The organism is Flavobacterium sp. Sr18, assembly GCF_011064265.1.
Lineage (GTDB): Bacteria > Bacteroidota > Bacteroidia > Flavobacteriales > Flavobacteriaceae > Flavobacterium > Flavobacterium petrolei.
Genome location: NZ_CP049329.1, coordinates 1292418 through 1316096, shown reverse-complemented (window position 1 = coordinate 1316096; position 23679 = coordinate 1292418). Strand labels below are relative to the sequence as shown.

The window sequence follows — 23679 nt, the reverse complement described above, 5'->3', positions numbered from 1 at the left end:
AAGATTCACTTTTCACGTCCTTTTTATGAAATTTCCAAAAAAAGTATATCTTTAGCCAACTAAAACCAAAACTCCAAAACCAAAAAATATGGAAGACCAAAAACCAGACGATTTTAAAAGAGAATTAGGATTACTTGACGGAACCATGCTTGTGGTGGGTTCTATGATAGGTTCCGGGATATTTATTGTGAGCTCGGATATGGTTCGCCAGTTGGGTTCTGCCGGTTGGTTGATTGCTATGTGGGTGCTTACGGGCGCAATTACGGTGATTGCCGCCGTGAGTTATGGCGAGTTGAGTGCGATGTTTCCTAAAGCGGGTGGTCAATATGTGTACATCAAGGAAGCGTACGGGAAACTAGTGGGTTTCTTGTACGGTTGGAGCTTTTTTGCCGTGATTCAAACCGGGACCATTGCTGCCGTGGGTGTGGCTTTTGCAAAATTTGCCGCCTACTTGTACGCACCTTTAAGTGATAAGAATATTTTATATGAAATAGGGGATTTCAAACTCAATGCGGCACAGATTGTTTCTATTTTTACTATTATTTTGTTGAGTTATGTGAACAGTCGCGGGGTGAAAAACTCGAAGATTTTACAAACGGTGCTTACGGTGGTCAAAGTGCTCTCGCTAGCGGGTTTGATTGTTTTTGGTTTTATTGCTGCGGATGGAGCAGTTTGGGATGCGAATTGGGCCAACGCTTGGTCAGCTCAAAGCCTGAATGTAGATACTGGCGAGTGGTTGCCTATAGGTGGTTTGGCATTAATTAGTGGTATTTCGGCAGCTTTTGTGGGTTCGCAATTTTCGAGCGTGGCTTGGGAAGGGGTGACCTTTATTGCAGGTGAAATTAAAAACCCAAAACGCAATGTGGGCTTGAGTTTGTTTTTAGGAACCTTGATTGTAAGTGTAATTTATATTTTAGCCAATGTGATGTACTTGGCAGTAGTGCCTTTGTTTGATATTGCTACCGCCGAATCTGATCGTGTGGCAGTGGTGGCTTCTCAAACTATTTTTGGATCGGTGGGAACTTTGATTATTGCCGTGATGATTATGATTTCGACTTTTGCGTGTAACAATGGTTTGATTATGGCTGGTGCTAGGGTTTATTATACGATGGCTCAGGATGGTTTGTTTTTTAAGAAAGCGGCCCAACTGAATAAAGCAAGTGTTCCTGCATGGTCTATTTGGGCACAATGTATTTGGGCTTCTGCTTTGTGTTTGACCGGTAAATACGGTGATTTACTTGATTTTGTGGTAATTATTGTTTTGATATTTTACATCTTAACCATTTATGGGATTTTTATTTTACGTAAAAAAATGCCAAATGCAGAGCGTCCGTATAAGGCCTTTGGTTATCCGGTGCTGCCAGCGCTGTACATTTTAATTACGGTGGCAATTTGCATGGCGTTATTGTATACAAAACCAACTACATGTGGATGGGGCGTTTTGATTATGCTAATTGGTATTCCAGTGTATTATTTGACAAAAGCGAAGGAGTAGTTTTTTTTAATTATGAGTTATGAATTATGAAGTTGTGAGATGTATTATATCATTTATGAATTCAAAATAGTCCGACTTAAATGGACTTATATTCCTTATATGTTTAAAATACTCATAATTAATTCCTTTCAGGGGTTTTTAAACAATAAGTGAAAATCCGTGTCATCTGCGGTTAAATTCGGTAGAATAACAAAAAAAATCCGTCTCGTTATCATAACGCGACGGATTTTCTATTTAATTCAGGCTGGGTTGCGGTTGTTTTAAATTTAAAACTAAGGAGACTAAAAACTAAAACTAAAAAAATTACAACCTCAAATCCACAACCTGTAATCTATAGGCTAGTAATACGTAAAACGTCTTACTTTGGCAATATATTTAGCCAATCTAATGACTTGGTGGCTGTAGCCGTATTCGTTATCGTACCAAATGTATAGCACGATATTTTTTCCATCGGCGGAAACGATTGTGGCATTACTATCATAAATAGCTGGCTGCGATGTACCAACGATATCCGATGAAACCAATTCGTTATTCATCGAGTATTTGATTTGTTCTACTAATTCGCCTTCCAAAGCGTATTTTTTCATGATGGCATTGATGTCCTTAACGGATGTTTTTTTGGATACTTCCAGATTCAAAACGACCAATGAACCATTAGGAACCGGCACACGAATCGCATTTGACGTTAATTTTCCTTCCAATGACGGCAATGCTTTTGCAACAGCACTTCCGGCGCCCGTTTCGGTAATCACCATATTTAAGGCTGCAGCTCTTCCACGACGGTATTTTTTGTGCATATTATCCACAAGATTTTGGTCGTTTGTATAGGCATGGATGGTCTCCAAATGTCCTTTGACAACGCCTAAAGTGTCTTCAACAGCTTTCAATATTGGTGTAATCGCATTTGTAGTGCACGACGCCGCCGAAAAAATGTTGATTTCGTCAGGATTGTATTCGTTATGGTTTACACCGTGAACAATATTAGGAACTCCTTTTCCGGGAGCGGTAAGCAATACTTTATCGGCACCTTTGGAAACCAAATGACGGCTTAATGCTTCGTGGGTCGTAAAAGCGCCTGTGTTGTCAATTACTAAAGCATTATCAATTCCGTACTGTGTGTAATCAATTTCTTCTGGACCATTTGCCGTTATCATGTGAACGGTTGTCCCGTTGATAATCAAAGCATTATTTTCAGGATCAGCAGTAACAGAACCTTGGAAATCACCGTGAATAGAATCGTAACGCAGTAAAGAAGCCCTTTTTTCTAAAGAAGTAGCATCATTTTTATCGCGTGTCACGATAGCGCGCAATCGCATTTGGCTTCCTTTTCCAGTTTTCGACATTAATTCTCTGGCTAATAAACGACCAATTCGACCAAAACCATACAAAACGACATCTTTCGGTTGAATTTCTTCCGAGTTCTTGGCGTTTTTTAATTTATCAATAACAAAATATTTTGCGTCTGGATATTTATCTTCTTCTAAACCATATTCGTACGTAAGTTTTCCAATATCCAATTTTGCAGGCGGCAAATTCAATTCTAAAATAGCTTTTGCAATTTTAACCGAATCAAATACTGAAATGGGTTTGCCTACAAATTCAGCGGCATATTCATGCAGATTGATAATGTCACTGACATTTCTATCAATTAATTGATTTCGGAATAAGACCATTTCTATGGATTTATCATACCATAAGTCGCTGATGATTTTGATTAGTTTTACTCCTGCGCGTCGCCTGTCGGCTTGAAAAGAAACTTCTTTTTCGTATAAAGTTGTGGTTGCCATGTTGAAAATTTAATGAAAATAAGTGATTGTATTTTTTAAAATTTGCGCAAAAATACCCATTTCAATCGATTTCGTAACGTATTTTATGAATTATTTATAAAATAAAAAAGCCATCTTGATTTTTCAAGATGGCTTAATTTAAAAAATAAAATCTTTTAAAGTATCACACGAAGTACTTCTCCATTTTTATTGATCATTTCGATTCGAACCGTTTGGCTTTCCTCTTTTTTATTTAAAAGTTTAGATACCGTTTCTACATCCGTTGCCTTTACATTGTCAATACTCAAGATAATATTCCCTATTAATTCGTTTTCGTATTGTTTCAAGTTTTCGCTGTTTATGGATTTGATTTTTACACCGTAATCAATTTTGAATTTTTTCTTGTCAGCAGCTTCAATGTTTTCTAATTCGATACCTTTAAATTCTGCATTGAAAAATTCATTTTTGCTCAACACTACTGGAACCACTCTCGTTTTTCCATCTCTGATGTACGTAACCTGCACTTTATCATTCGGTCTTTTGGTATTGATGTATCCGGAAAGATCCGCAAACGTTGCCACATTTTGTTCGTCTAATTTGATGATGACATCGCCTTTTTCTAAACCTGATTTTTCGGCACCGGAATTTTTGGTTACTTTATTAATGTAGAATCCTTGTGTTTGCGCTATTCCCAACTCTTTTGAACTAATGCTGTTCAATTCGCCTCCTTCAACGCCAAGAATTCCACGCTGCACATTCCCAAATTCCATTAAATCTTCAATGATTTTTCGGGCAATATTCGAAGGAACCGCAAACGAATAGCCAACATAAGAACCGGTCATCGAGGAAATCATTGTGTTGATTCCTATCAGTTCACCACGCGTATTTACTAGGGCACCACCACTGTTTCCGGGATTCACCGCAGCATCTGTTTGTATGAAAGATTGGATTCCGCTGGTGTCTAAATCTCTGGCTTTCGCCGAAACTATTCCGGCAGTTACCGTTGACGTTAAATTATAAGGATTTCCGACTGCCAAAACCCATTCACCAATTTTAACCGAATCAGAATTAGCAAAAACAGTATACGGTAATTTCTCGGTGGCGTCAATTTTCAATAAGGCAATATCCATTTTAGAATCGGTTCCAATGAGTTTTGCCACGTATGATTTTTTGTTGTTTAAGGTAATTTCGATTTCTGATGCGTCTTTGATTACGTGATTATTGGTCACAATATAACCGTCCTCAGAAATGATTACACCAGAACCTGTCCCTACTTGTTCCTGCGATTGCCCACCTTTATATCCATAAAAGTATTCTAAAATGGGATTTGTAATCGTTCTGCGGGAAACGTTTTTTACGTGTACAACCGTATGGATGGTTTTTTCTGCAGCCTCAGTAAAATCAAGCACATCTGATGATAATCCCACTTTCTTTCCGTAGGAATCGGATGCCGTTGTGACTCCTGAATTTTTATCATTAGAAAAATATCCATTGGTGTCAAATAATAATTTGTATGAACCTAGTGTTACTACTCCGCTCAACAGGGAAACCATAAATAGTGTTGAAAATTTTTTCATAATTAAATTCGTTTATTAAGATATTTACCCGTAAAAATAAAACTAAAATTGATTCGGAAAATGTAGTTTAACGCTCTTTAACAATGATTAACATTTCATTAATAGTTCGTACTTTTGTTGGACTCAACACAAATTAAAATGCAACTAGAATTTTATAAATACCAAGGAACAGGAAATGATTTTGTAATGATTGATAATCGTTCGGAGTTTTTTCCAAAGGAGAATACACAACTGATTGCCCGTTTATGCGACAGACGTTTTGGAATAGGAGGCGATGGGCTGATTTTGCTGGAAAATGATCCTGAAACTGATTTTAAAATGGTCTATTACAACTCTGATGGAAACCAAAGTTCCATGTGTGGCAATGGTGGAAGATGTTTGGTGGCTTTCGCCAAAAAGCTGAACGTAATAGAGAACGAAACTACTTTCATAGCTACAGATGGTTTGCACCACGCGACAATTGGCGATGACGGATTGGTTGCACTACAAATGATTGATGTTGATGCTGTAAAAATAAGTCCAGATCATGTGTTTATGAATACAGGTTCGCCGCATCATGTACAATTGGTAGACGATTTAGAAAATTATAATGTCAAGGAAAATGGAGCTGCTATTCGATACGGAGATTTGTATGGGAAAGCAGGAAGCAACATCAACTTTGTAAAACAGATTGACGATACCACTTTTTCGCTTCGAACGTATGAAAGAGGCGTAGAGGACGAAACTCTTTCTTGCGGAACAGGCGCTACAGCAGTAGCAATTGCGATGAACGTGTTGGGAAAAACAGATTCTTCTTCTATTGATTTAAATGTGGAAGGCGGAAAATTAGTCGTTTCTTTTGATAAAGGAGAAGGGAAATTTACTAATGTTTTCCTGAAAGGACCAGCGGAATTTGTATTTAAAGGAACTATCGAGATTTAACTTAAAACCAAGAACCAAATACTTAAATGAAAACATTAAAAGGCGACAACATCTATATACGTGCATTAGAACCCAATGATTTGGAGTTTGTCTATGCCATAGAAAACGACCAGAGCATTTGGGAAGTCAGTAATACACACACACCTTACAGTCGATTTTTAGTCAAACAATATTTAGAAAATGCCCATCAGGATATTTATGAAGCCAAGCAATTGCGATTGGCTATTTGTCAGGATCAGGATTTCCCCGCTTTGGGTTTAATCGATTTATTTGATTTTGATCCAAAGAATAACAGGGCAGGAGTGGGTATCGTAATCCAAAATAACGAAAACCGAAAACAGAACATTGGTTCAGAAGCTTTGGCATTATTAATAGAATATGCTTTTTTTAATCTTAATTTACACCAATTATATGCAAATATTGGAACCGAAAATGAAGCAAGTAAAGCTCTTTTTACTAAATTTGGATTCGAAATGATAGGCGTCAAAAAAGATTGGACTTTTGTAAACGGAAAATACAAAGACGAAGCTATTTTTCAATTGATTAATACTAAATTTTAAAAAATACAGTTTTAATTCCGCACCTTTTAAACATAAAGAGAAGATTATAAATACTAACACTCCAACAAAAAAATACCACACATGAATATAAAGAAAATCATCACTATAGTTTCCGTAATTTTAATATCACTATTAATGATTTACGGATTGGTTATTTTACGTCAGATTTTTTCCTCCAACACAAAATTTTCGGAGAGCGAAGTCTATGTTTATATTCCAACGGATTCTAAATATGATGATGTCAAAAAAATAATGGCGCCTTATGTCGAAAACATGGATCGATTTGACATGGTTGCCAGTAAAAGAGGGTATTCTGATAATGTGATTCCGGGACGTTTTTTAGTGACAAAAGGAATGAACAGTTATGAACTGGTTAAAACCTTAAGACTTAATTCGGCAGTAAAGTTAGCGTTCAACAATCAGGAACGTGTGGAAAATTTGGCGGGACGCGTAGGTTCGCAAATTGAAGCCGACAGTTTATTGTTATTGAATTCGTTTAAAGACTCTATTTTTCTAAAGGAAAACGGATTCAATGAAGAAAACGTTTTGGTGATGTTTATTCCGAATACTTATGAGATTTATTGGAACACTACCGCTGAAAAGTTCCGCGATAAGATGATCAAAGAGTATCGTAATTTTTGGAATAAAGAAAGAATTACCAAAGCACAAAAACAAGGACTGACTCCAATTGAAGCTACTATTCTGGCCTCCATTGTTCATAAAGAATCGGTTAAAAAAGACGAGAGACCAAGAATTGCAGGCGTGTATTTGAATCGTTTGAGAGCTGGAATGCCGTTGCAGGCGGATCCAACGGTAATATTTGCGATGAAAAAGAAATCGAATGATTTTAATCAGGTTATTAAGAGAGTTTTCTACAATGATTTGACAATGTCACATCCGTATAATACGTATATGAATTTGGGTCTTCCTCCGGGACCTATCGCTATGCCAGACATCACCGCATTAGAAGCTGTTTTAGATCCTGAGAAAAATAATTTTATCTATTTCTGTGCCAGTGTGGAACGTTTTGGATACCATGAGTTTGCTGCTACCTTAGAAGAACACAATAAAAACGCCAAAAAATATTCCGATTGGATCAACAGTCAAGGGGTGAAAAGATAGTTTTGAGATACAAAACACTCTTACTTTTTTTATGCTTAATTGGATTTCAAATTGGAAATTCTCAAAATACCGCAGAAAGCTTTTTTAAACCATCCGATTCTTTAAATAGGAAAAGACAAAATTCAGTGGTTATTTCGGAGGCTGTTTTGGCGACCGGAACTTTAGCAGGTTTGAACCAACTTTGGTACGCCGATTATCCTAAATCTGATTTTCATTTTATTAATGACAATTCAGATTGGCTTCAAATGGATAAAGCGGGTCATGTTTTTTCTTCCTATCATTTAGGACGGTTTGGTGCCCAAATGCTACAGTGGAGCGGTGCTACTAAAAAAAATCAGTTGCTTTATGGCGCTGGACTCGGATTTGCATTTCTGACCGCTGTCGAGGTTTTAGACGGACATTCATCTGAATGGGGCGCTTCCTCCGGCGACATTATTGCTAACGCTACTGGAACCGCTTTGTACGTTTCCCAAGAATTAATGTGGCACGAACAACGGATTACACCAAAATTCTCTTTTCATACTACAAAATATGCAAGTGAACGACCGGAAGTATTGGGTAGTTCCTTCTCGGAACAAATTTTAAAGGATTATAACGGACAAACGTACTGGCTTTCGGTCAATTTAGATTCTTTTGCTAAAGGTTCTAAAATACCAAAATGGCTGAATTTAGCATTGGGTTATGGAGCAGAAGGAATGATTACTGGGAGAAATGAAGATACAACTGCTTTTTTAGCCTCACATCCACAACGATTTAGACAATTTTACCTGAGTTTGGATGTCGATTTAACAAAAATTAAGACCAATTCCCATTTTCTAAAGACCGTTTTTTCGGTTTTTAATACCGTTAAAATTCCTGCACCAACAATCGAATTTATGCGTTTCAACGATGTAAAATACCACTTCATCTATTTTTAGAAAAGTTTAACTGCTTGATTATCAGTATAATTATTTTTATTGTATCTTTGCTCGTAGAAATTTCATAACGGGACAGCGTTTGAAGAAAAACAATTTATGATAAAGAAATGGTATTTTTATGCAAGTCTGACTGTTATTACAGTTTTTTTGAGCTCAGGTTTTAAACCTTTTAATTTAGAAACCAACCCATGGTTTCTCATCAATGAAGAAGATGGAACACACTACTTATATCCATCCGAAGAACAAGAAGAATACGCTAATTTAAACATCCCTTATACCGGAAATTTTTTTATTGGATTTAAAGAAGCCATTGGCTATAGAGAATCTGAAAATAAATATAAAAAAATCAATTCTCTTGGTTATATGGGTAAATACCAGTTTGGTGTTGAAACATTAAAATCAGTAGGTATATACAATCGCTCCGCTTTTTTGAATAGCCCTGAATTGCAAGAAAAAGCATTTTTAGCGCTTTTAGCAAAAAATAAATGGGAGTTGAAAACAGAAATTGAAAAATATGAGGGTACAATATTAAACGGTATTCAAATCACAGAATCCGGTATCTTAGCTGCGGCACATTTAGGAGGAGCAGGATCTGTCAAAAAATATTTTAAACACAAGGGAAAACGTAATTTTAGAGATGCTTACGGAAGTTCCATACGATCTTACATGAAAATGTTTGGCGGTTATGATACTTCTTTCATAATTGCAGATATTAATGCAAAAGTGAAAAATATTTAATCCCTTTTGTTGCTAAATATAAAAGAGGCTGTCAAATTCATGACAGCCTCTTTCTGTTTAATTATAAATGGATTATTTCGCTTTAAGAATTTCTCCATTTGGACGTACTAATAATTTAACTACTTCCTTATCCTTTTTGATTTTAACATTATACTGTTTCTTGAGGACGTCTCCGTCCTCTTGTGTGTATAAAAAACTGTCATTCACAATAGACCAGCCAGGATACGTTCTGTAAATGGAGTAAATAACCTCACTGGGAAGTCTTACGTTTTTAAAATTTTCTACTACGCGAACTAATTTCCCTTTTTCATTATAAGTAGCGGTCAAAGAGCCGTTTTTTACTTCCATTACTACAAGATATTCTTCATAGCCCTCTGCGTCTTTTCCTAAATCGTAAGCGATAAATTTTTCTTCCACCACTTGAACTCTTTGATCCGCATTATTATCTGGGATATAAACTGAAAAATCAGTTCCGACCCTTTTGATAACTACTCCTGGCAATTCTTCGATTTTGATTTTTCCTTTCTCTGTTTCCTGAGAAAATGCAGTTATAGAAAAACTGAAAAGGATGATAATAATAAGTGATTTCATAATATTTAGTTTTAAATTAATTAATGAGTTTTAATACTTGTAATGGTCTAATGAATGTTAAGGCTTGTCTTTTCTTCCCCTTTTTTTTAAATATTTAATTATCTGTTTATCAATGATTTAAAATGTAAATTGTCATAAGTATATGTAAATTTACCTATTTTTTAAAGTTCTGACTGTTAACGTATTCCATAAACAATGTTAATAAAAGGCAATAATTTCATGTTTTTTTAATAAGACTTAAATGACTTATTATCAATGTTTTAACAAAAAAAGCACCAACCTTTCGATTGATGCTTTATAAGTAATAATTTTTTATGAGTTCTTTTTACTCGAAACTTCCCATTAAAATTTCTAATATTTTAATGGCTGCTTCACTGATTTTTGTTCCAGGTCCAAATACGGCAACTGCACCGGCATCAAATAAAAACTGATAATCTTGTGCTGGAATTACCCCGCCTACGACCACCATAATATCTTCTCTACCATACTTTTTAAGTTCTTCAATCACTTGAGGAACCAAGGTTTTATGACCAGCAGCAAGTGAGGAAACCCCTAAAATATGCACGTCATTTTCTACCGCTTGTTTGGCAGCCTCAGCTGGCGTTTGAAAAAGTGGGCCAATATCAACATCAAAACCAACATCAGCGTAACCGGTGGCTACCACTTTAGCGCCACGGTCGTGTCCGTCTTGTCCCATTTTGGCAATCATTATTCGTGGGCGACGTCCTTCTTTTTTAGCGAATTCATCTGCCAGTTGTTTTGCTTTTTCAAAGCTTTTGTCGTCTTTTATTTCTTTGCTATACACACCGCTAAAGGATTTAATTTGTGCTTTGTATCTTCCAAAAACCGTTTCTAGTGCATCGCTGATTTCTCCTAATGTAGTTCGGTTTCGAGCAGCTTCAACAGCTATTTCCAGTAAATTTCCTTCACCAGTTTGAGCACAAAGGATTAATTTTTTCAGCGAATCCTGAACTTTTTCAGAATCTCTGGTGGCTTTGATTCGGTCTAATTGTTCCAATTGTTGTTTGCGGACCATTTGGTTATCCACATCCAGAATCTGTAAAGGATCTTCTTTTTCTAATCGGTATTGATTGACACCTACAATAATATCCTGACCACTGTCTATTCTTGCTTGTTTTCTGGCTGCCGCTTCTTCGATTCTAAGTTTTGGAATTCCGGATTCAATGGCTTTAGTCATTCCGCCTAGTTCTTCAACTTCTTCGATAAGTTTCCAAGCATTTTCTGCAATCTCATTCGTCAAGCTTTCTACATAATAACTGCCTGCCCAAGGATCGACGGTTTTGGTAATTTTAGTTTCCTCTTGTAAATAGAGTTGCGTGTTTCTGGCAATTCTTGCCGAGAAATCTGTTGGTAATGCGATGGCTTCGTCCAAAGCATTTGTATGCAAAGATTGTGTTCCTCCAAAAGCTGCTGCGGAAGCTTCAATACAAGTTCGTGCTACATTATTAAAAGGATCTTGCTCTGTTAAACTCCAACCCGAAGTTTGACAATGGGTTCGCAATGCTAATGATTTATCGTCTTTTGGTTCAAATTGTTTGACTAGTTTCGCCCAAATCATTCTTCCCGCACGCATTTTGGCAATTTCCATAAAATGGTTCATACCAATCGCCCAGAAAAAAGATAATCTTGGAGCGAATTCATCAATTTTCATTCCGGTTGCTAATCCAGTTTTAATGTATTCCAATCCATCTGCCAGCGTGTAAGCTAACTCAATATCAGCAGTGGCTCCCGCTTCTTGCATGTGGTATCCGGAAATTGAAATCGAGTTGAATTTCGGCATTTTTTTACTGGTAAATTCAAAAATGTCAGCAATAATTTTCATCGAAGGCGTTGGCGGATAAATATACGTGTTACGCACCATGAACTCTTTCAGAATGTCATTTTGTATCGTACCTGAGAGTAATTCGGGTTTTACGCCTTGTTCTTCGGCGGCGACGATATAGAAAGCCATAATAGGTAAAACGGCGCCATTCATCGTCATGGAAACGGACATTTCATCCAGCGGAATTTGGTCGAATAATACTTTCATGTCTTCCACGGTGTCAATCGCGACTCCCGCTTTTCCTACATCACCTACCACACGTTCATGATCGGAATCATAACCACGGTGTGTAGGTAAATCAAAAGCGATGGATAATCCTTTTTGACCTGCAGCCAAATTTCTTCTGTAAAAAGCATTACTTTCTTCAGCGGTCGAAAATCCTGCATATTGGCGTACTGTCCATGGTCGGCGAACGTACATTGTAGCGTAAGGTCCGCGTAAATTTGGTGCAAAACCAGCTCCAAAATCAAGATGAGTAAGATGCTCAATATCTTGCTCCGAATACGTTGGTTTTAGTTTGATTCCCTCTGCTGTTAGAAAAGCATCGGCCAAAGAATTTTCATTCTCCACTATTAACGGTGTGCTTTCTAATTTTATATGTTGTAAATCTTTTCTTTTCATTAGTTAAGTACCAAATTACACGAATGCTGATTAATTTTTAATTTTGATTAACCGAAATTTTCGGATGTTATTCAAGATCCAATCTTTCCTGTTCTATTTTCTCTGCCAGACGTTTTTCAATTATGGGCGTAATCAAGGTTTTTCTTGGTTTGACTTTTACAAAAGGAAACAATTCTAAATCATGTTTCATTTTGTCCTGTTTATTAGGATGTTTGTTTGTGCCTAATAGAATTTCTTTCCCAGAATCAAATAGTTCCTGAGCTGTATCAGCACTTTCCTGAATTTTCCTTTTGATGATTCCATCGTTAAGTTGTTTCAAGAAACCTCCATTTGCCTCAATATCTTTGAATAAAAACAATGCTTTTTCGGCTAATTGATTCGTAAGATTTTCGATATAATAACTGCCGTCAGCCGGATTATTGACTTTGTCAAAATAACTTTCGTTTTTAAGAATCAATAATTGGTTTCGGGCAATTCGGTCGCCAAATTCATTGTCTTTATGGTACAAGGCATCGTACGGTAAATTTGCAATAGCATCTGCTCCGCCAATAATTGCGCTCATACATTCGGTTGTGGTTCGCAACATATTTACATTATAATCATACAATGTTTTGTTTCGTTTGGTTGGTGAAACGATGATGTTGCAATCCAAGTTGTGGTTGTATTCCTTGGCTATCAGATTAAAAAGTAATCGCAACGCACGTAGTTTTGCAATTTCAAAAAAGTAATTTGTACCAACGGCAACTTCAAAAACAATAGGTTTATTTATCGTTTCAATTCTATTGAAATATTCATTGGCTTGTCCTAAACTATAAGCAATTTGCTGCACCATATTAGCACCTGCATTTTGATATAAAGCAGCATTTATACTAATTAATGACACTGATTTTGTTTCTTCCGAAAGTAAATTCAGTGTATCAAAATTGCTTTTTTCTTTAGTTACAAACCAGTTTCCATCTTTGGCTAATTGCCCAATTGGATCTAGATTACAAAAAATAACAGTATTATTTTTTTTTGCGAAAGCATCAATTTTTTTAACGAAATCGATTGAAATAAATCCAAGATTAAAATAAACGGTAACTTTTTCTAATGGTAATTGCTCCAAAAGATTAGTAATATCAATTGATTCATTTTCTATTGTAAACCGAAGGCTATCCGCACCACGACTCAAGGTGTCGCGCGCTCTTTCTATTGATTTTTCAACATCGTAGACAAATATATTTTGGCAAATTTTGAATTCAGTTGCTTTAGTGGAAACAGGAAAAGCTTTAGTGAATTCATCTTTGTGGTAAAAAGGTTTTACCTGAATGTCTTCCGGAGAATTCCAAACTAAGGTTTCATTATAATCCGCTCCTTTGAGTTCAAATTGGATTTTTTGTTTCCATTGTTTGGAGGAAATGGGACTGAAATCATTGAAAAGGTTTTTAGCCATTTTGTTGGTTATTTTCCTCACCCCAGTCCTCTCCATAGGAGAGGGAGCCGAAACTTGGTGTTATGTTTTAATAATTACAATAAATTTTAAACTCCCTTCCCTTTGGGAAGGGTTGGGGATGGGATTTTATTTTTTTTCAATCGTGTCACCTTCGAATTCGATGATATAAATATCTTCACTATCTTTTTTCATATAGTATTTTTCGCGGGCGTATTTTTCTATTTGTTCTGAATTTTTTAATTGCTTTATGTTTTCCTGATCCTTTTTTATTTCTTCTTTGTAATAAGTGGCATTATCCTCTAGATCTTCAATTTGTTGATCCAAAATACGATGGTCAAAATACGAATAGTTGTCTAGAAAAATCATCCATGTACAAAAAAACAACAAAACCCAGACATATTTGTTGCTTAAAAATTTAAACCAAGGTTTCTCTTTGTACGGATTTTTCATTTTATTTTTTTTAGCCCCGATTACAGTGGAAATCCTTTTAGTAGGTGATGATGACGAAGGAAGATTCACGTACTAAAAGATTGCAATCTCGTCTTTAAGACGAGACGGGAAATAGCTCTTAATTATTATTCCACTAAAATTACAAATAAATTATAGAATTTTTTGATTTATTACCGCACGAACCACATCAATGGCTACGGTGTTGTATTTGTCATTTGGTATGATGATGTCCGCAAATGCTTTAGTTGGTTCAATGAACTGCTCGTGCATGGGCTTCAAAGTAGTTTGATATCTGTTGATTACTTCATTCATGTCTCGGCCACGTTCTGCGATATCACGTTTCATCCGTCGGATTAATCGCTCGTCAGAATCAGCATGAACATATATTTTGACATCAAATAATTCTCTTAATTCTGGATTTGCCAAGATTAAAATCCCTTCTACAATCATCACTTTTCGAGGATGTGTAAAAACGGTATCGTCTGTTCTATTGTGTGTTACAAAAGAATAAACGGGTTGATTGATATTGTTTCCTTCTTTTAATTCCTTGAGATGAGCTACTAATAACGGGAAATCAATGGCACGCGGATGATCAAAATTAATTAATGCTCTTTCATCAAATGATAGTCCGTGATTTTCTTTGTAATATGAGTCTTGAGAAATAATACCAACTTCTGTTTGTGGTAATTCATTCATAATCTGATGTACAACGGTTGTTTTTCCGCTTCCTGTACCACCTGCAATTCCTATAATGAGCATAAATTTTTTGTTATGTTTTTATCTGGACAAAAATAGGAATTTTATCGGGAGCAGTTTTTCTTTTTTTAAGAAATATTGCTAAATTACTATATTTATTGGGAGTTATTACTTGATGTTTTTCTATCTTTAGTTTCTAAAATTTAAAACATTGTATTCACAAATCAATAAAAATATAAGTCGGTATGTCACTTTTGAACCAAAAGAATTAGAAATTTTCAATTCTTTGTTGGAATACAAAACGGTTCTTAAGAAAACGATTATGCTTCAGGAGGGCGAAATGTGTAGTTTTGAAGCATTTGTCATCAAAGGCTGTGTCCGAAAATATTACATTGATGCCAATGGTTTAGAAGTAATTCTGCAATTTGCGATCGAAAATGCTTGGGTGAGTGATATTTCATTTAGTATTTACGAAGATAATCCCAGCAGCGTATACATTGAAACTTTGGAAGATTGTGAATTCTTCCTTTTTAGTCCGGAAACAAAAGAGGAATTATTTGCGAAAGCCCCAAAGTTTGAACGTGCTTTCCGTATTCTGATGCAACGAAGTCTTGCCGTCACTCAGGACCGTTTATTTAATACGATTTCTAAATCGGCAACCGAGAAATATTTAGAGTTTCTCGAACATTATCCCACTCTTTCACAGCGCGTTGCCCAGCATTATATTGCTTCTTATCTGGGAATTTCAGCTGAGTTTTTAAGTAAAGTAAGAACTAAAATTGCTAAACTCTAGATTTCGCTTTTTTCATTTCTTGTCCTAGTTCAATGCATGCGCTTTTTTTTTGACGCAACTTTGCATCATACAATTAAAGAACAGGACAATGGAAAATACAGATAAAAAAATAGATGGTGTAATTACTAATTCGGTTTTGCATAAAGCAAATACTCGCGGTCACGCTAATCATGGTTGGTTAGAATCCTATCATACCTTTAGCTTTGCCAATTATCAAAATCCAGAACGTATGAATTTTGGAGTCTTACGCGTTCTAAATGATGACAGAGTCAGCCAAGGAATGGGTTTTGGGAAACATCCACATGATAATATGGAAATTATTTCTATTCCTCTCGAAGGTGATTTAGAACACCAAGACAGTATGGGAAATACTACCGTAATCAAGGAAGGTGATATCCAGGCGATGAGCGCCGGTACCGGAATTTTTCACAGCGAGTACAATAAAAACAAAGATCAGTTGGTTAAATTTTTACAGATTTGGATTTATCCAAATAAAAAAAATGTAACGCCTCGTTATGACCAAATCACTTTAGATTTAAATGATCGTCACAATAAATTACAGCAAATTTTATCTCCAAATCCAGAAGACGAAGGGGTTTGGATTCATCAAGATGCTTGGTTTCATATTGGGAAGTTTGATAATGATTTTTCTACTTCGTATGAATTGAAAAAACCAGGAAATGGAATTTATGCTTTTGTTTTAAAAGGAGATTTTACAATAGGAAACATCGCTTTAAATGAACGTGACGGATTAGGGATTTGGGATACAAATACAATAAAAATCACCGCTAATTCAGCTAATGCAGAGATCCTATTGATGGAAGTTCCGATGCAATTGTAATCTGCTAGATAATAGAAATAAATAATAATAATTTAAATAAAATAATATTATGTCAACAACAAAATGGGTAATTGACCCAACACACTCAGAAATTGGTTTTAAAGTAAAACACATGATGTTTACTAATGTTTCAGGTAAATTTTCAAAATTTGATGCAACAATTGAAGCAGAAGACAGCAATTTAGAAAACTCGAAAATTGAATTTACAGGAGCAATTGATTCTATAACAACAGGAAACGCAGACAGAGATACTCATTTATTGAGTGCTGATTTTTTTGATGCTCCTCAGTTTCCAGAAATTAAATTTAGCGCTACTTCTGTTACTAAAATCAATGAAGGCGAATACGTATTAGTGGGAGATTTGACTTTACACGGCATTACAAAATCATTGGAGTTAGCGGCAGAATACGGAGGATTAATGAAAGATCCTTGGGGAAATACTAAAATGGTACTTGCTTTAGAAGGAAAAATTAATAGAAAAGATTGGGGATTAAACTGGAATTCTGCTCTTGAAACAGGAGGTGTTTTAGTAAGCGAAGAAGTTCGTTTGAACATCGAGTTGCAATTTTTGCAACAATAATATAAAGTAATTAGTCACAAATTTCAAATGAATTATGTCATTTGAGATTTGTGTTTTTTTAAAGATGAAATGATGGAAACCACAAATATTTTATACATAGGAAGACATCCGGAAATTCTAGAAACCGTCATCCGATTGATAAATGCAAACGAGATTTGGAATGGAGTAGGCGTTATGAATGATGAGGAAGCGAAGGAAATTTTTCTAAAAAAAGATTTTTCTATTGTATTGTTAGGTTCCGGAATTCACGAAGAAAGTGAAGCTGAATTGTGTTCTTTTTTCAAAAATAAAAATCCAAATCCAAATATTAGTATTGTTCAGCATTATGGCGGTGGAAGTGGTTTACTGAAAAGTGAAATTCTACTTGCCTTGGAAAATACTAAATAGTAGCAGAAACAAAAAGAGAGCCATGTGAATGACTCTCTTTTTATTTTATACAAAACTATTATTTGTTCTTCTTTGCTTTGATCATCATTTCCAGTTGATCCCAAAGTTCTTCAGGAATTGCTTCAAGTAAATTGAACTGTCCAGCGCCTTTGAGCCATTCGCCACCGTCAATTGTTATGACATCTCCGTTGATGTATGCTGAAAAATCAGAAACTAAATAAGCCGCTAGATTGGCTAATTCCTGATGATCTCCCACACGTTTTAACGGCACTTTTTTAGCCATATCAAATTTTTCTGCTAAATCTCCAGGTAACAATCGGTCCCACGCACCTTTAGTTGGGAACGGTCCAGGAGCAATTGCATTCGAACGAATTCCGTATTTTGCCCACTCTACAGCGAGACTTCGTGTCATTGCCAAAACTCCTGCTTTTGCAGTTGCGCTAGGTACCACGTAAGCAGAACCTGTCCAAGCGTAAGTGGTAACGATATTTAAGATAGTAGATGATTTTTGTTTGGTGTCAATCCAATGTTTCCCAAAAGCAAGTGTACAATTTTTGGATCCTTTTAAAACGATATCAATTACAGTATCAAAAGCATTGGCAGATAATCTTTCGGTTGGAGAAATGAAATTTCCGGCAGCATTATTTAATAAAACATCAACTTTACCAAAAGCTTTCAACACTTCTTGGAGCATATTTTCCACTTCTTCATAATGACGTACATCACATTGAATAGGAAGACAAGTTCCGCCGGTTTCCGTTTCCAGTTCTGCAGCAGTATTTTTCAGTTTTTCTAAATCTCGGGAAGTAATGGCCACTTGCGCACCCAATTCCAAGAAATATTTGGTCATTGCTTTTCCTAAACCGCTTCCGCCTCCGGTTACGACAATCACTTTGCCTTTTAGGGCATCGTCGCGTAACATTTTATCTGTATAGCTCATATTTCGATATTTTTTTATTGTAAATATAATAAAATTAAATAGTATGCATGCATAATAAAAATAAATTTAAATACTGATTTTAGATGGCACACAATCTTTTAGCGGCTTCTTCAAGCGTAGCATTATCTTTGGCGAAGCAAAACCGAATTAATTTCAGGTCTTTGCCATCGGCATAAAAAGTAGAGATAGGAATTGCAGCAACGCCATGTTCTATAATGAGGCGTTTGCAAAAATCAACATCATTCTCATTTGATATAGCTGCATACGAAACTACCTGAAAATAAGTTCCTTCGCACGGCATGAGTTTGAAGCGGCTGCCTTTTAATAATTGTCTAAAATAATCCCGTTTTTCCTGATATAATTTCCCGATTTCAGAAACAGAAACAATCTCTAAATACTCGCTAATGGCAACCTGACAAATGCTATTGACACTAAATACTAAAAATTGATGTACTTTTTTGATTTCCTTCATCAAATATTCCGGTGCTGCTAAATAGCCCACTTTCCATCCTGTAACATGGAACGATTTTCCAAAAGAAGAAACCATCACACAACGATTCAATAGTTTCTCGCGTGTATGAGCTGAAATATGTTTCTCCTCGAAAGTGATGTATTCATAGACTTCATCAGAAAGAAGTACGATATCAGGGTGTTTTTCGAGCAGGATTTCCAAGGCTTCAAAATCAGATTCTGTTAAAATTTTCCCCGTTGGATTGTGCGGATTATTGATGATAATCATTTTAGTTTTTACAGTACATGCTTTTTCGATAATTTCCCAATTTGGAGTGTAATCATCATTCAGTGCTACCCGAACCGGATTTGCGTTGCATAATAATACGGGCGCTTCATAGCAATCATAACTGGGATCTAAGATAATCACTTCGTCATTGCTTTTTACCAAAGCTGTTATGGTGGTAAAAATGGCTTGTGTCGCTCCAGCGGTAACTAGCAATTCTGTTTCAGGCTGAATAGTTCTTCCATAGGAGTTTTTAATTAGTGTCGCTATTTTTGATAATAACGTTGGATAGCCAGACATTGGCGTGTATTGATGTACATTTTCTTTGGTCAGTTTGGCAACAATATCTGTTAATCGTTCATCAACAGGAAAGTTTGGAAAACCTTGAGAAAGATTGATGGCATTATATTCAGTAGCCATTTTTGACATAACCGTAAAAATACTCGTACTGATATTTGGAAGTTTACTCATAAAAAAATCATTAATTCTAATTATAAAAATAGGTTTTTATAATTAGAATTAATGATTACAAGTATTGTTTTATCTTTTATTAACTCTTTTGAGTCGAAAAATTTAAAGTTTACTATTGTTATATCAAATTGTAAGTTCTGAAGTTTTTACTGATATCATTCTTTAATATTAATAAAAAACATTTTGAATTTACATCTTGTGAATGATGAAAATTGTGGGGCGTTTGTGTAAATCGATGGTTTCTTTTTTCCAAGCCGCAATTTTTTTGGTTTTGATGTATTCTGTAGGTAAAGTAATGTCCGTGGCGATGCATAAATGCGTTTCAGGATGTAAAGTTTGCACCAGATCTTCCAGTAATTTGTTGTTGCGATACGGAGTTTCAATGAAAATTTGAGACTGGTTTTTTTCGAAAGAAACTCTTTCTAAAGTTTTAAAACTGGCTTTCTTTTCATCTTTCTCAATAGGTAAATAACCATGAAAAGTGAAACTTTGACCGTTCATTCCTGATGCCATCATTGCCAAAAGAATAGAAGAAGGACCTACCAAAGGAATAACCTGAATTCCTTTTTCATGTGCTAATTTTACAATTACAGCACCAGGATCAGCCACTCCGGGACATCCCGCTTCGCTCATTAAACCCATATTGAAACCTTCAAGTAGCGGTTTTATGAACTCTAAATGTTCTTTGGTTTCGGTGTGTTTGTTTAATACAAAAAGTTTTAACTCGGATTGTTTTTTCTCGGGATTAACACCTTTGATAGATTTACGAGCTGTTTTGTCGTTTTCAACAATATAATAATCTATGAGATCAATACTTCTTTTTATGGTTTGCGGCAAAACGTCCATAGGGTCACAGTCACCCATTGTGGTGGGGATTAGATAGAGTTTCCCTAAAACAGTATTTGATTTCATAGGTGTAATTTATGTTCCTAAAAGTAATGTATTTGTAGTATGATATGGTCAGGATTGTATTATGAACCCAAAGTAATTTTTCGCAGAAAAATTATGTGTGCTTCGCAATTAGTTTTTTTGCAATTATCTCGCACACTTCATCTAGCATGTTGTGAACAATTTCGAAACCATTTGGTAAACCAAAATAAGGATCGGGAACATCTACTTTTTCGTTTGGGAATAATTCATTCAAAATAAGTTCGACTTTTTCTTTTTGTTGTTGGTTTTCAGCAAGCTGAATTACATCTTCATAATTTGAATTATCCATTACGTAAATGTAATCAAAGGCATCAAAATCAGTTTTGCTGAATTGTCGTCCTTTTTGATTTGAAATGCTAATTTTATTTTTTTTTGCAACAGCAATAGAACGTTCATCAGGTGAATGGCCAATATGCCAAGAACCAGTTCCTGCGGAATCAACTGTGAATTTGTCTTTAGGAAGTTTTGAAGCCAAAATGCCTTCTGCCAATGGAGAACGGCAAATATTCCCCAAACAAACCATTAGAATTTTTACAGACATGATGCTTTTACAACGTTAATTTTTTATTGATATCCTCAACGAATTTTTTGAATTGTTTGTCAGTAGCAACTAAATTATCAACAGTTTTACAAGCGTGTAACACCGTTGCGTGGTCGCGATCTCCAATTTGGGAACCAATATTTGCCAAAGAAGCTTTAGTAAATTTCTTTGCAAAAAACATGGCTAACTGACGCGCCTGAACTACGTGTCTTTTTCTTGTTTTCGACTGTAATGTTTCTAAATCCAATTGGAAATAATCCGATACAATTTTTTGAATATAATCGATGGAAATTTCTCTTTTTACATTTTTCACAAACTTTTCCACTACACTTTTAGCAAGTTCCAATGTCACTTCTTTTTTATTGAAAGACGATTGCGCTATTAGTGAAATGATTGCTCCTTCTAATTCTCTAACATTTGATTTGATATTGCGGGCCACATATTCGATAATTTCTTCCGGAATTTCTACACCATCTCTGTACAATATGTTTTTCAGGATGGAAATTCTGGTTTCATAATCCGGTTGGTGCAATTCAGCAGACAATCCCCATTTGAAACGCGATAATAAACGTTGCTCAATATCTTGCATGTCAACAGGCGCCTTATCAGAAGTCAAGATTACCTGTTTGCCATTTTGATGTAAATAATTAAAGATATGGAAAAATACATCCTGAGTTCCAGATTTACCGGAAAGGAATTGTACATCATCAATAATTAAAACATCAATTAATTGATAAAAATGAATAAAATCATTTCGGTTGTTTTTCTTAACCGAGTCGATATATTGTTGTGTGAAAATTTCAGCTGAAATGTATAAAACCGTTTTTTCAGGATATTTATCTTTTATCTCTACACCAATAGCGTGCGCTAAGTGTGTTTTTCCAAGACCAACTCCTCCAAAAATTAATAAAGGATTAAACGAAGTTCCACCCGGTTTATTGGCAACAGCCATACCTGCAGAACGGGCTAATCTATTGGAATCTCCTTCTAAAAAATTATCAAAACTATAATTTGCATTCAGTTGAGATTCAATTTTCAAATTTCGAATCCCCGGAATGACAAAAGGATTTTTTAATTCTGGGTTTAAGTTTTTAAATGGAGCATCCACTTCCTGTGGTTTCATAGGAACTCTATTCGCACTTGGCAACTGTTCCGTAAACGGTTGTTTATTGCCATAAGTGTTTTCCATTCTGATTTTATAAAGTAACTTAGCGTTTTTTCCAAGTTCTTTGGTAAGGGCTACTTTTAGTAATTTTACATAGTGCTCTTCTAACCATTCATAGAAAAATTTACTTGGAACTTGAATATATAATGCGTTATCGGTAAGTTCAACTGATTTGATTGGTTCGAACCAAGTTTTGTACGCTTGGTCTTGGATGTTGTCTTTTATGAAAGACAAACAGTTTTCCCATACTGATTGAGCAGTTTTGTTCATATATTCTATAAAATTGTTTTTATTTGGTAATTGTTATCTTACTAAAAAAAAGATGTTTTGTTATTTATTATCGGGGTAACAAATATGTGAACAAATTTCTGTAAAAAAAAATATATAGGGTAATAATTTTACGAATTATTGTTGTAAGGCACCGTTCAAAATTTAAATTTTTAATTCATAATTAATGAAAGATCATCAAATAGAAGTTAGGGTTCGATACTCCGAAACAGACCAAATGGGAGTTGTTTATCATGGGAATTATATTCCATATTTTGAAATAGGAAGGGTGGAATGGCTTAGAAACAAAGGGATTTCATATAAAAGCATGGAGGAAAGCGGTATTGCGTTGCCTATAGTTTCCATGAATATAAATTATAAAAAATCAGCCCGCTATGATGAGTTGCTAACGGTTCATACGGTTTTCAAAAGTCAGACTTCCGTGAAGATTGAATTTGATTGCGCAATTTATAATGAGTCGAATGAGTTATTAACAACAGCCCAATTTATTCTGGTTTTTGTGTCCTTAAAAACGGGTCGACCAACGGCTCCTCCAGATTATATTTTGGAATTGTTAAAAACAATGGATTAAATTATAAAAGAGGCAATTTTGTAGCGAAATTAAAGTCGATTTATTTTGATTTCAAACATCGAATTGAAAATGTCGAATATCATTTCGGCATTTTTTTTTCGTGTTTTTAGTTCAATTTTACCCATTGGAAGAGTCGTAATTTCATCTATTTCCATTTCCTGAGATACAATTTCCAGTTTTTTTTCCTTGATTACACGCATCACTTTATTCATGTTTTGGTAATCAAAAGTGATTTCAAAATGAATATCAATTGTTTTTTCGACAATGTTGCAGCTTTCAAGAACCAGCTGCGCAGTAGTTTTATAAGCCGATATCAATCCGCCAACTCCTAATTTCACTCCACCAAATATCCGAACCACAACTATCAATACATTTGTGACTGAAAAGGACTGAATTTGTCCATAAATCGGCATTCCAGCGCTATTGCTTGGTTCTCCGTCATCATTTGCTCTGTAAATTATTGCATCACTGCCCATTTGGTAGGCATAACAAAAATGTCCTGCATTAGGGTGCTGCTTTCGCAAAATTTCAAGGAGTGGTTTTACTTCTTCTTCAGTTTTGATTGGATACACATATCCAAAAAACTTGCTGTTTTTTTCTTTAAAAAGAATTTGCCCGGATGGGATTTCAATAGTGCGGTAGGTGTCTTTCAATTTGAATACAAAAGGGAGTGAAACTTAAATTTGACTTAGATTGCTGAGGTAGTT

General features: G+C 35.3%; 24 protein-coding genes. 11 read left to right on the top strand and 13 right to left on the bottom strand.

Annotation, left to right across the window (positions count from 1 at the left end; all coding sequences use genetic code 11):
* The first annotated feature begins 88 nt into the window (after positions 1-88).
* Positions 89-1495, top strand: a complete 1407-nt coding sequence (locus tag G7A72_RS05850) for an APC family permease (protein ID WP_165151801.1) — start codon at positions 89-91, stop codon at positions 1493-1495.
* A 338-nt stretch (positions 1496-1833) separates the two neighbouring features.
* Here the strand turns inward: G7A72_RS05850 and G7A72_RS05845 are convergent, their stop codons facing one another.
* Positions 1834-3282 (bottom strand): glyceraldehyde-3-phosphate dehydrogenase, encoded by a 1449-nt coding sequence (locus G7A72_RS05845; RefSeq protein ID WP_165151800.1) that lies wholly within the window; start codon positions 3280-3282, stop codon positions 1834-1836.
* A 155-nt stretch (positions 3283-3437) separates the two neighbouring features.
* Positions 3438-4838 (bottom strand): trypsin-like peptidase domain-containing protein, encoded by a 1401-nt coding sequence (locus G7A72_RS05840; protein WP_165151799.1) that lies wholly within the window; start codon positions 4836-4838, stop codon positions 3438-3440.
* 138 nt (positions 4839-4976) lie between these two features.
* Between G7A72_RS05840 and dapF the strand changes: the two genes are divergently transcribed.
* From dapF to G7A72_RS05815, 5 genes are all read left to right on the top strand, one after another.
* Positions 4977-5759, top strand: coding sequence for a diaminopimelate epimerase (gene dapF / locus G7A72_RS05835; protein WP_165151798.1), 783 nt, complete (start codon positions 4977-4979; stop codon positions 5757-5759).
* 26 nt (positions 5760-5785) lie between these two features.
* Positions 5786-6319 carry a GNAT family N-acetyltransferase gene (locus G7A72_RS05830; RefSeq protein ID WP_113633611.1) on the top strand — a complete coding sequence of 178 codons (534 nt, stop codon included), beginning with the start codon at positions 5786-5788 and terminating at the stop codon, positions 6317-6319.
* Positions 6320-6400: 81 nt separating this feature from the next.
* Positions 6401-7441, top strand: coding sequence for an endolytic transglycosylase MltG (gene mltG, locus G7A72_RS05825; protein ID WP_165151797.1), 1041 nt, complete (start codon positions 6401-6403; stop codon positions 7439-7441).
* Positions 7442-7443: 2 nt separating this feature from the next.
* Positions 7444-8358 (top strand): DUF2279 domain-containing protein, encoded by a 915-nt coding sequence (locus G7A72_RS05820; protein ID WP_165151796.1) that lies wholly within the window; start codon positions 7444-7446, stop codon positions 8356-8358.
* Between the two features lie 96 nt (positions 8359-8454).
* On the top strand, positions 8455-9096 hold the full coding sequence (locus tag G7A72_RS05815) for a peptidoglycan-binding protein LysM (RefSeq protein ID WP_165151795.1): 642 nt from the start codon (positions 8455-8457) through the stop codon (positions 9094-9096).
* A 72-nt stretch (positions 9097-9168) separates the two neighbouring features.
* Here G7A72_RS05815 and G7A72_RS05810 read toward each other — a convergent pair whose 3' ends face one another.
* The 5 genes from G7A72_RS05810 to udk all read right to left on the bottom strand — a co-directional run bounded on the left by G7A72_RS05810 (position 9169) and on the right by udk (position 14792).
* Positions 9169-9687: a hypothetical protein gene (locus tag G7A72_RS05810; RefSeq protein ID WP_113665287.1), complete on the bottom strand. Its 519-nt coding sequence runs from the start codon at positions 9685-9687 to the stop codon at positions 9169-9171.
* 325 nt (positions 9688-10012) lie between these two features.
* On the bottom strand, positions 10013-12151 hold the full coding sequence (gene scpA, locus G7A72_RS05805; protein WP_165151794.1) for a methylmalonyl-CoA mutase: 2139 nt from the start codon (positions 12149-12151) through the stop codon (positions 10013-10015).
* A gap of 67 nt (positions 12152-12218) precedes the next feature.
* Complete coding sequence (locus G7A72_RS05800; protein ID WP_165151793.1) at positions 12219-13583, bottom strand: methylmalonyl-CoA mutase subunit beta; 1365 nt, start codon at positions 13581-13583, stop codon at positions 12219-12221.
* Between the two features lie 126 nt (positions 13584-13709).
* Entirely contained in the window at positions 13710-14033 is a 324-nt protein-coding gene (locus G7A72_RS05795; RefSeq protein ID WP_113665289.1) for a septum formation initiator family protein, read from the bottom strand.
* Positions 14034-14183: 150 nt separating this feature from the next.
* Positions 14184-14792 (bottom strand): uridine kinase, encoded by a 609-nt coding sequence (gene udk / locus G7A72_RS05790; protein ID WP_113665290.1) that lies wholly within the window; start codon positions 14790-14792, stop codon positions 14184-14186.
* Positions 14793-14940: 148 nt separating this feature from the next.
* Here udk and G7A72_RS05785 point away from each other — a divergent pair, with 148 nt between their 5' ends.
* The 4 genes from G7A72_RS05785 (at position 14941) to G7A72_RS05770 (ending at position 17330) form a co-directional block, all read left to right on the top strand.
* Entirely contained in the window at positions 14941-15522 is a 582-nt protein-coding gene (locus G7A72_RS05785) for a Crp/Fnr family transcriptional regulator (RefSeq protein ID WP_113665291.1), read from the top strand.
* Between the two features lie 88 nt (positions 15523-15610).
* Positions 15611-16363, top strand: coding sequence for a pirin family protein (locus G7A72_RS05780; RefSeq protein WP_165151792.1), 753 nt, complete (start codon positions 15611-15613; stop codon positions 16361-16363).
* Positions 16364-16412: 49 nt separating this feature from the next.
* Positions 16413-16943, top strand: a complete 531-nt coding sequence (locus G7A72_RS05775; protein WP_165151791.1) for a YceI family protein — start codon at positions 16413-16415, stop codon at positions 16941-16943.
* A gap of 72 nt (positions 16944-17015) precedes the next feature.
* Positions 17016-17330: a hypothetical protein gene (locus tag G7A72_RS05770; RefSeq protein WP_241258581.1), complete on the top strand. Its 315-nt coding sequence runs from the start codon at positions 17016-17018 to the stop codon at positions 17328-17330.
* Between the two features lie 58 nt (positions 17331-17388).
* On the opposite strand, the gene G7A72_RS05765 is transcribed toward G7A72_RS05770, so the two are convergent.
* The 5 genes from G7A72_RS05765 to dnaA form a co-directional block, all read right to left on the bottom strand.
* Complete coding sequence (locus tag G7A72_RS05765) at positions 17389-18270, bottom strand: SDR family oxidoreductase (protein ID WP_165151789.1); 882 nt, start codon at positions 18268-18270, stop codon at positions 17389-17391.
* A 79-nt stretch (positions 18271-18349) separates the two neighbouring features.
* On the bottom strand, positions 18350-19477 hold the full coding sequence (locus G7A72_RS05760) for a methionine aminotransferase (RefSeq protein ID WP_165151788.1): 1128 nt from the start codon (positions 19475-19477) through the stop codon (positions 18350-18352).
* 189 nt (positions 19478-19666) lie between these two features.
* Entirely contained in the window at positions 19667-20389 is a 723-nt protein-coding gene (locus G7A72_RS05755) for an SAM-dependent methyltransferase (protein ID WP_165151787.1), read from the bottom strand.
* A 91-nt stretch (positions 20390-20480) separates the two neighbouring features.
* Positions 20481-20948, bottom strand: coding sequence for a low molecular weight protein-tyrosine-phosphatase (locus tag G7A72_RS05750; protein WP_113665295.1), 468 nt, complete (start codon positions 20946-20948; stop codon positions 20481-20483).
* A 7-nt stretch (positions 20949-20955) separates the two neighbouring features.
* Entirely contained in the window at positions 20956-22383 is a 1428-nt protein-coding gene (dnaA, locus tag G7A72_RS05745) for a chromosomal replication initiator protein DnaA (RefSeq protein ID WP_035674283.1), read from the bottom strand.
* Between the two features lie 184 nt (positions 22384-22567).
* Here dnaA and G7A72_RS05740 point away from each other — a divergent pair, with 184 nt between their 5' ends.
* Positions 22568-22972 carry a thioesterase family protein gene (locus G7A72_RS05740; RefSeq protein WP_165151786.1) on the top strand — a complete coding sequence of 135 codons (405 nt, stop codon included), beginning with the start codon at positions 22568-22570 and terminating at the stop codon, positions 22970-22972.
* Positions 22973-23001: 29 nt separating this feature from the next.
* On the opposite strand, the gene G7A72_RS05735 is transcribed toward G7A72_RS05740, so the two are convergent.
* Positions 23002-23625: a YigZ family protein gene (locus tag G7A72_RS05735; protein WP_165151785.1), complete on the bottom strand. Its 624-nt coding sequence runs from the start codon at positions 23623-23625 to the stop codon at positions 23002-23004.
* Positions 23626-23679 lie beyond the last annotated feature (54 nt).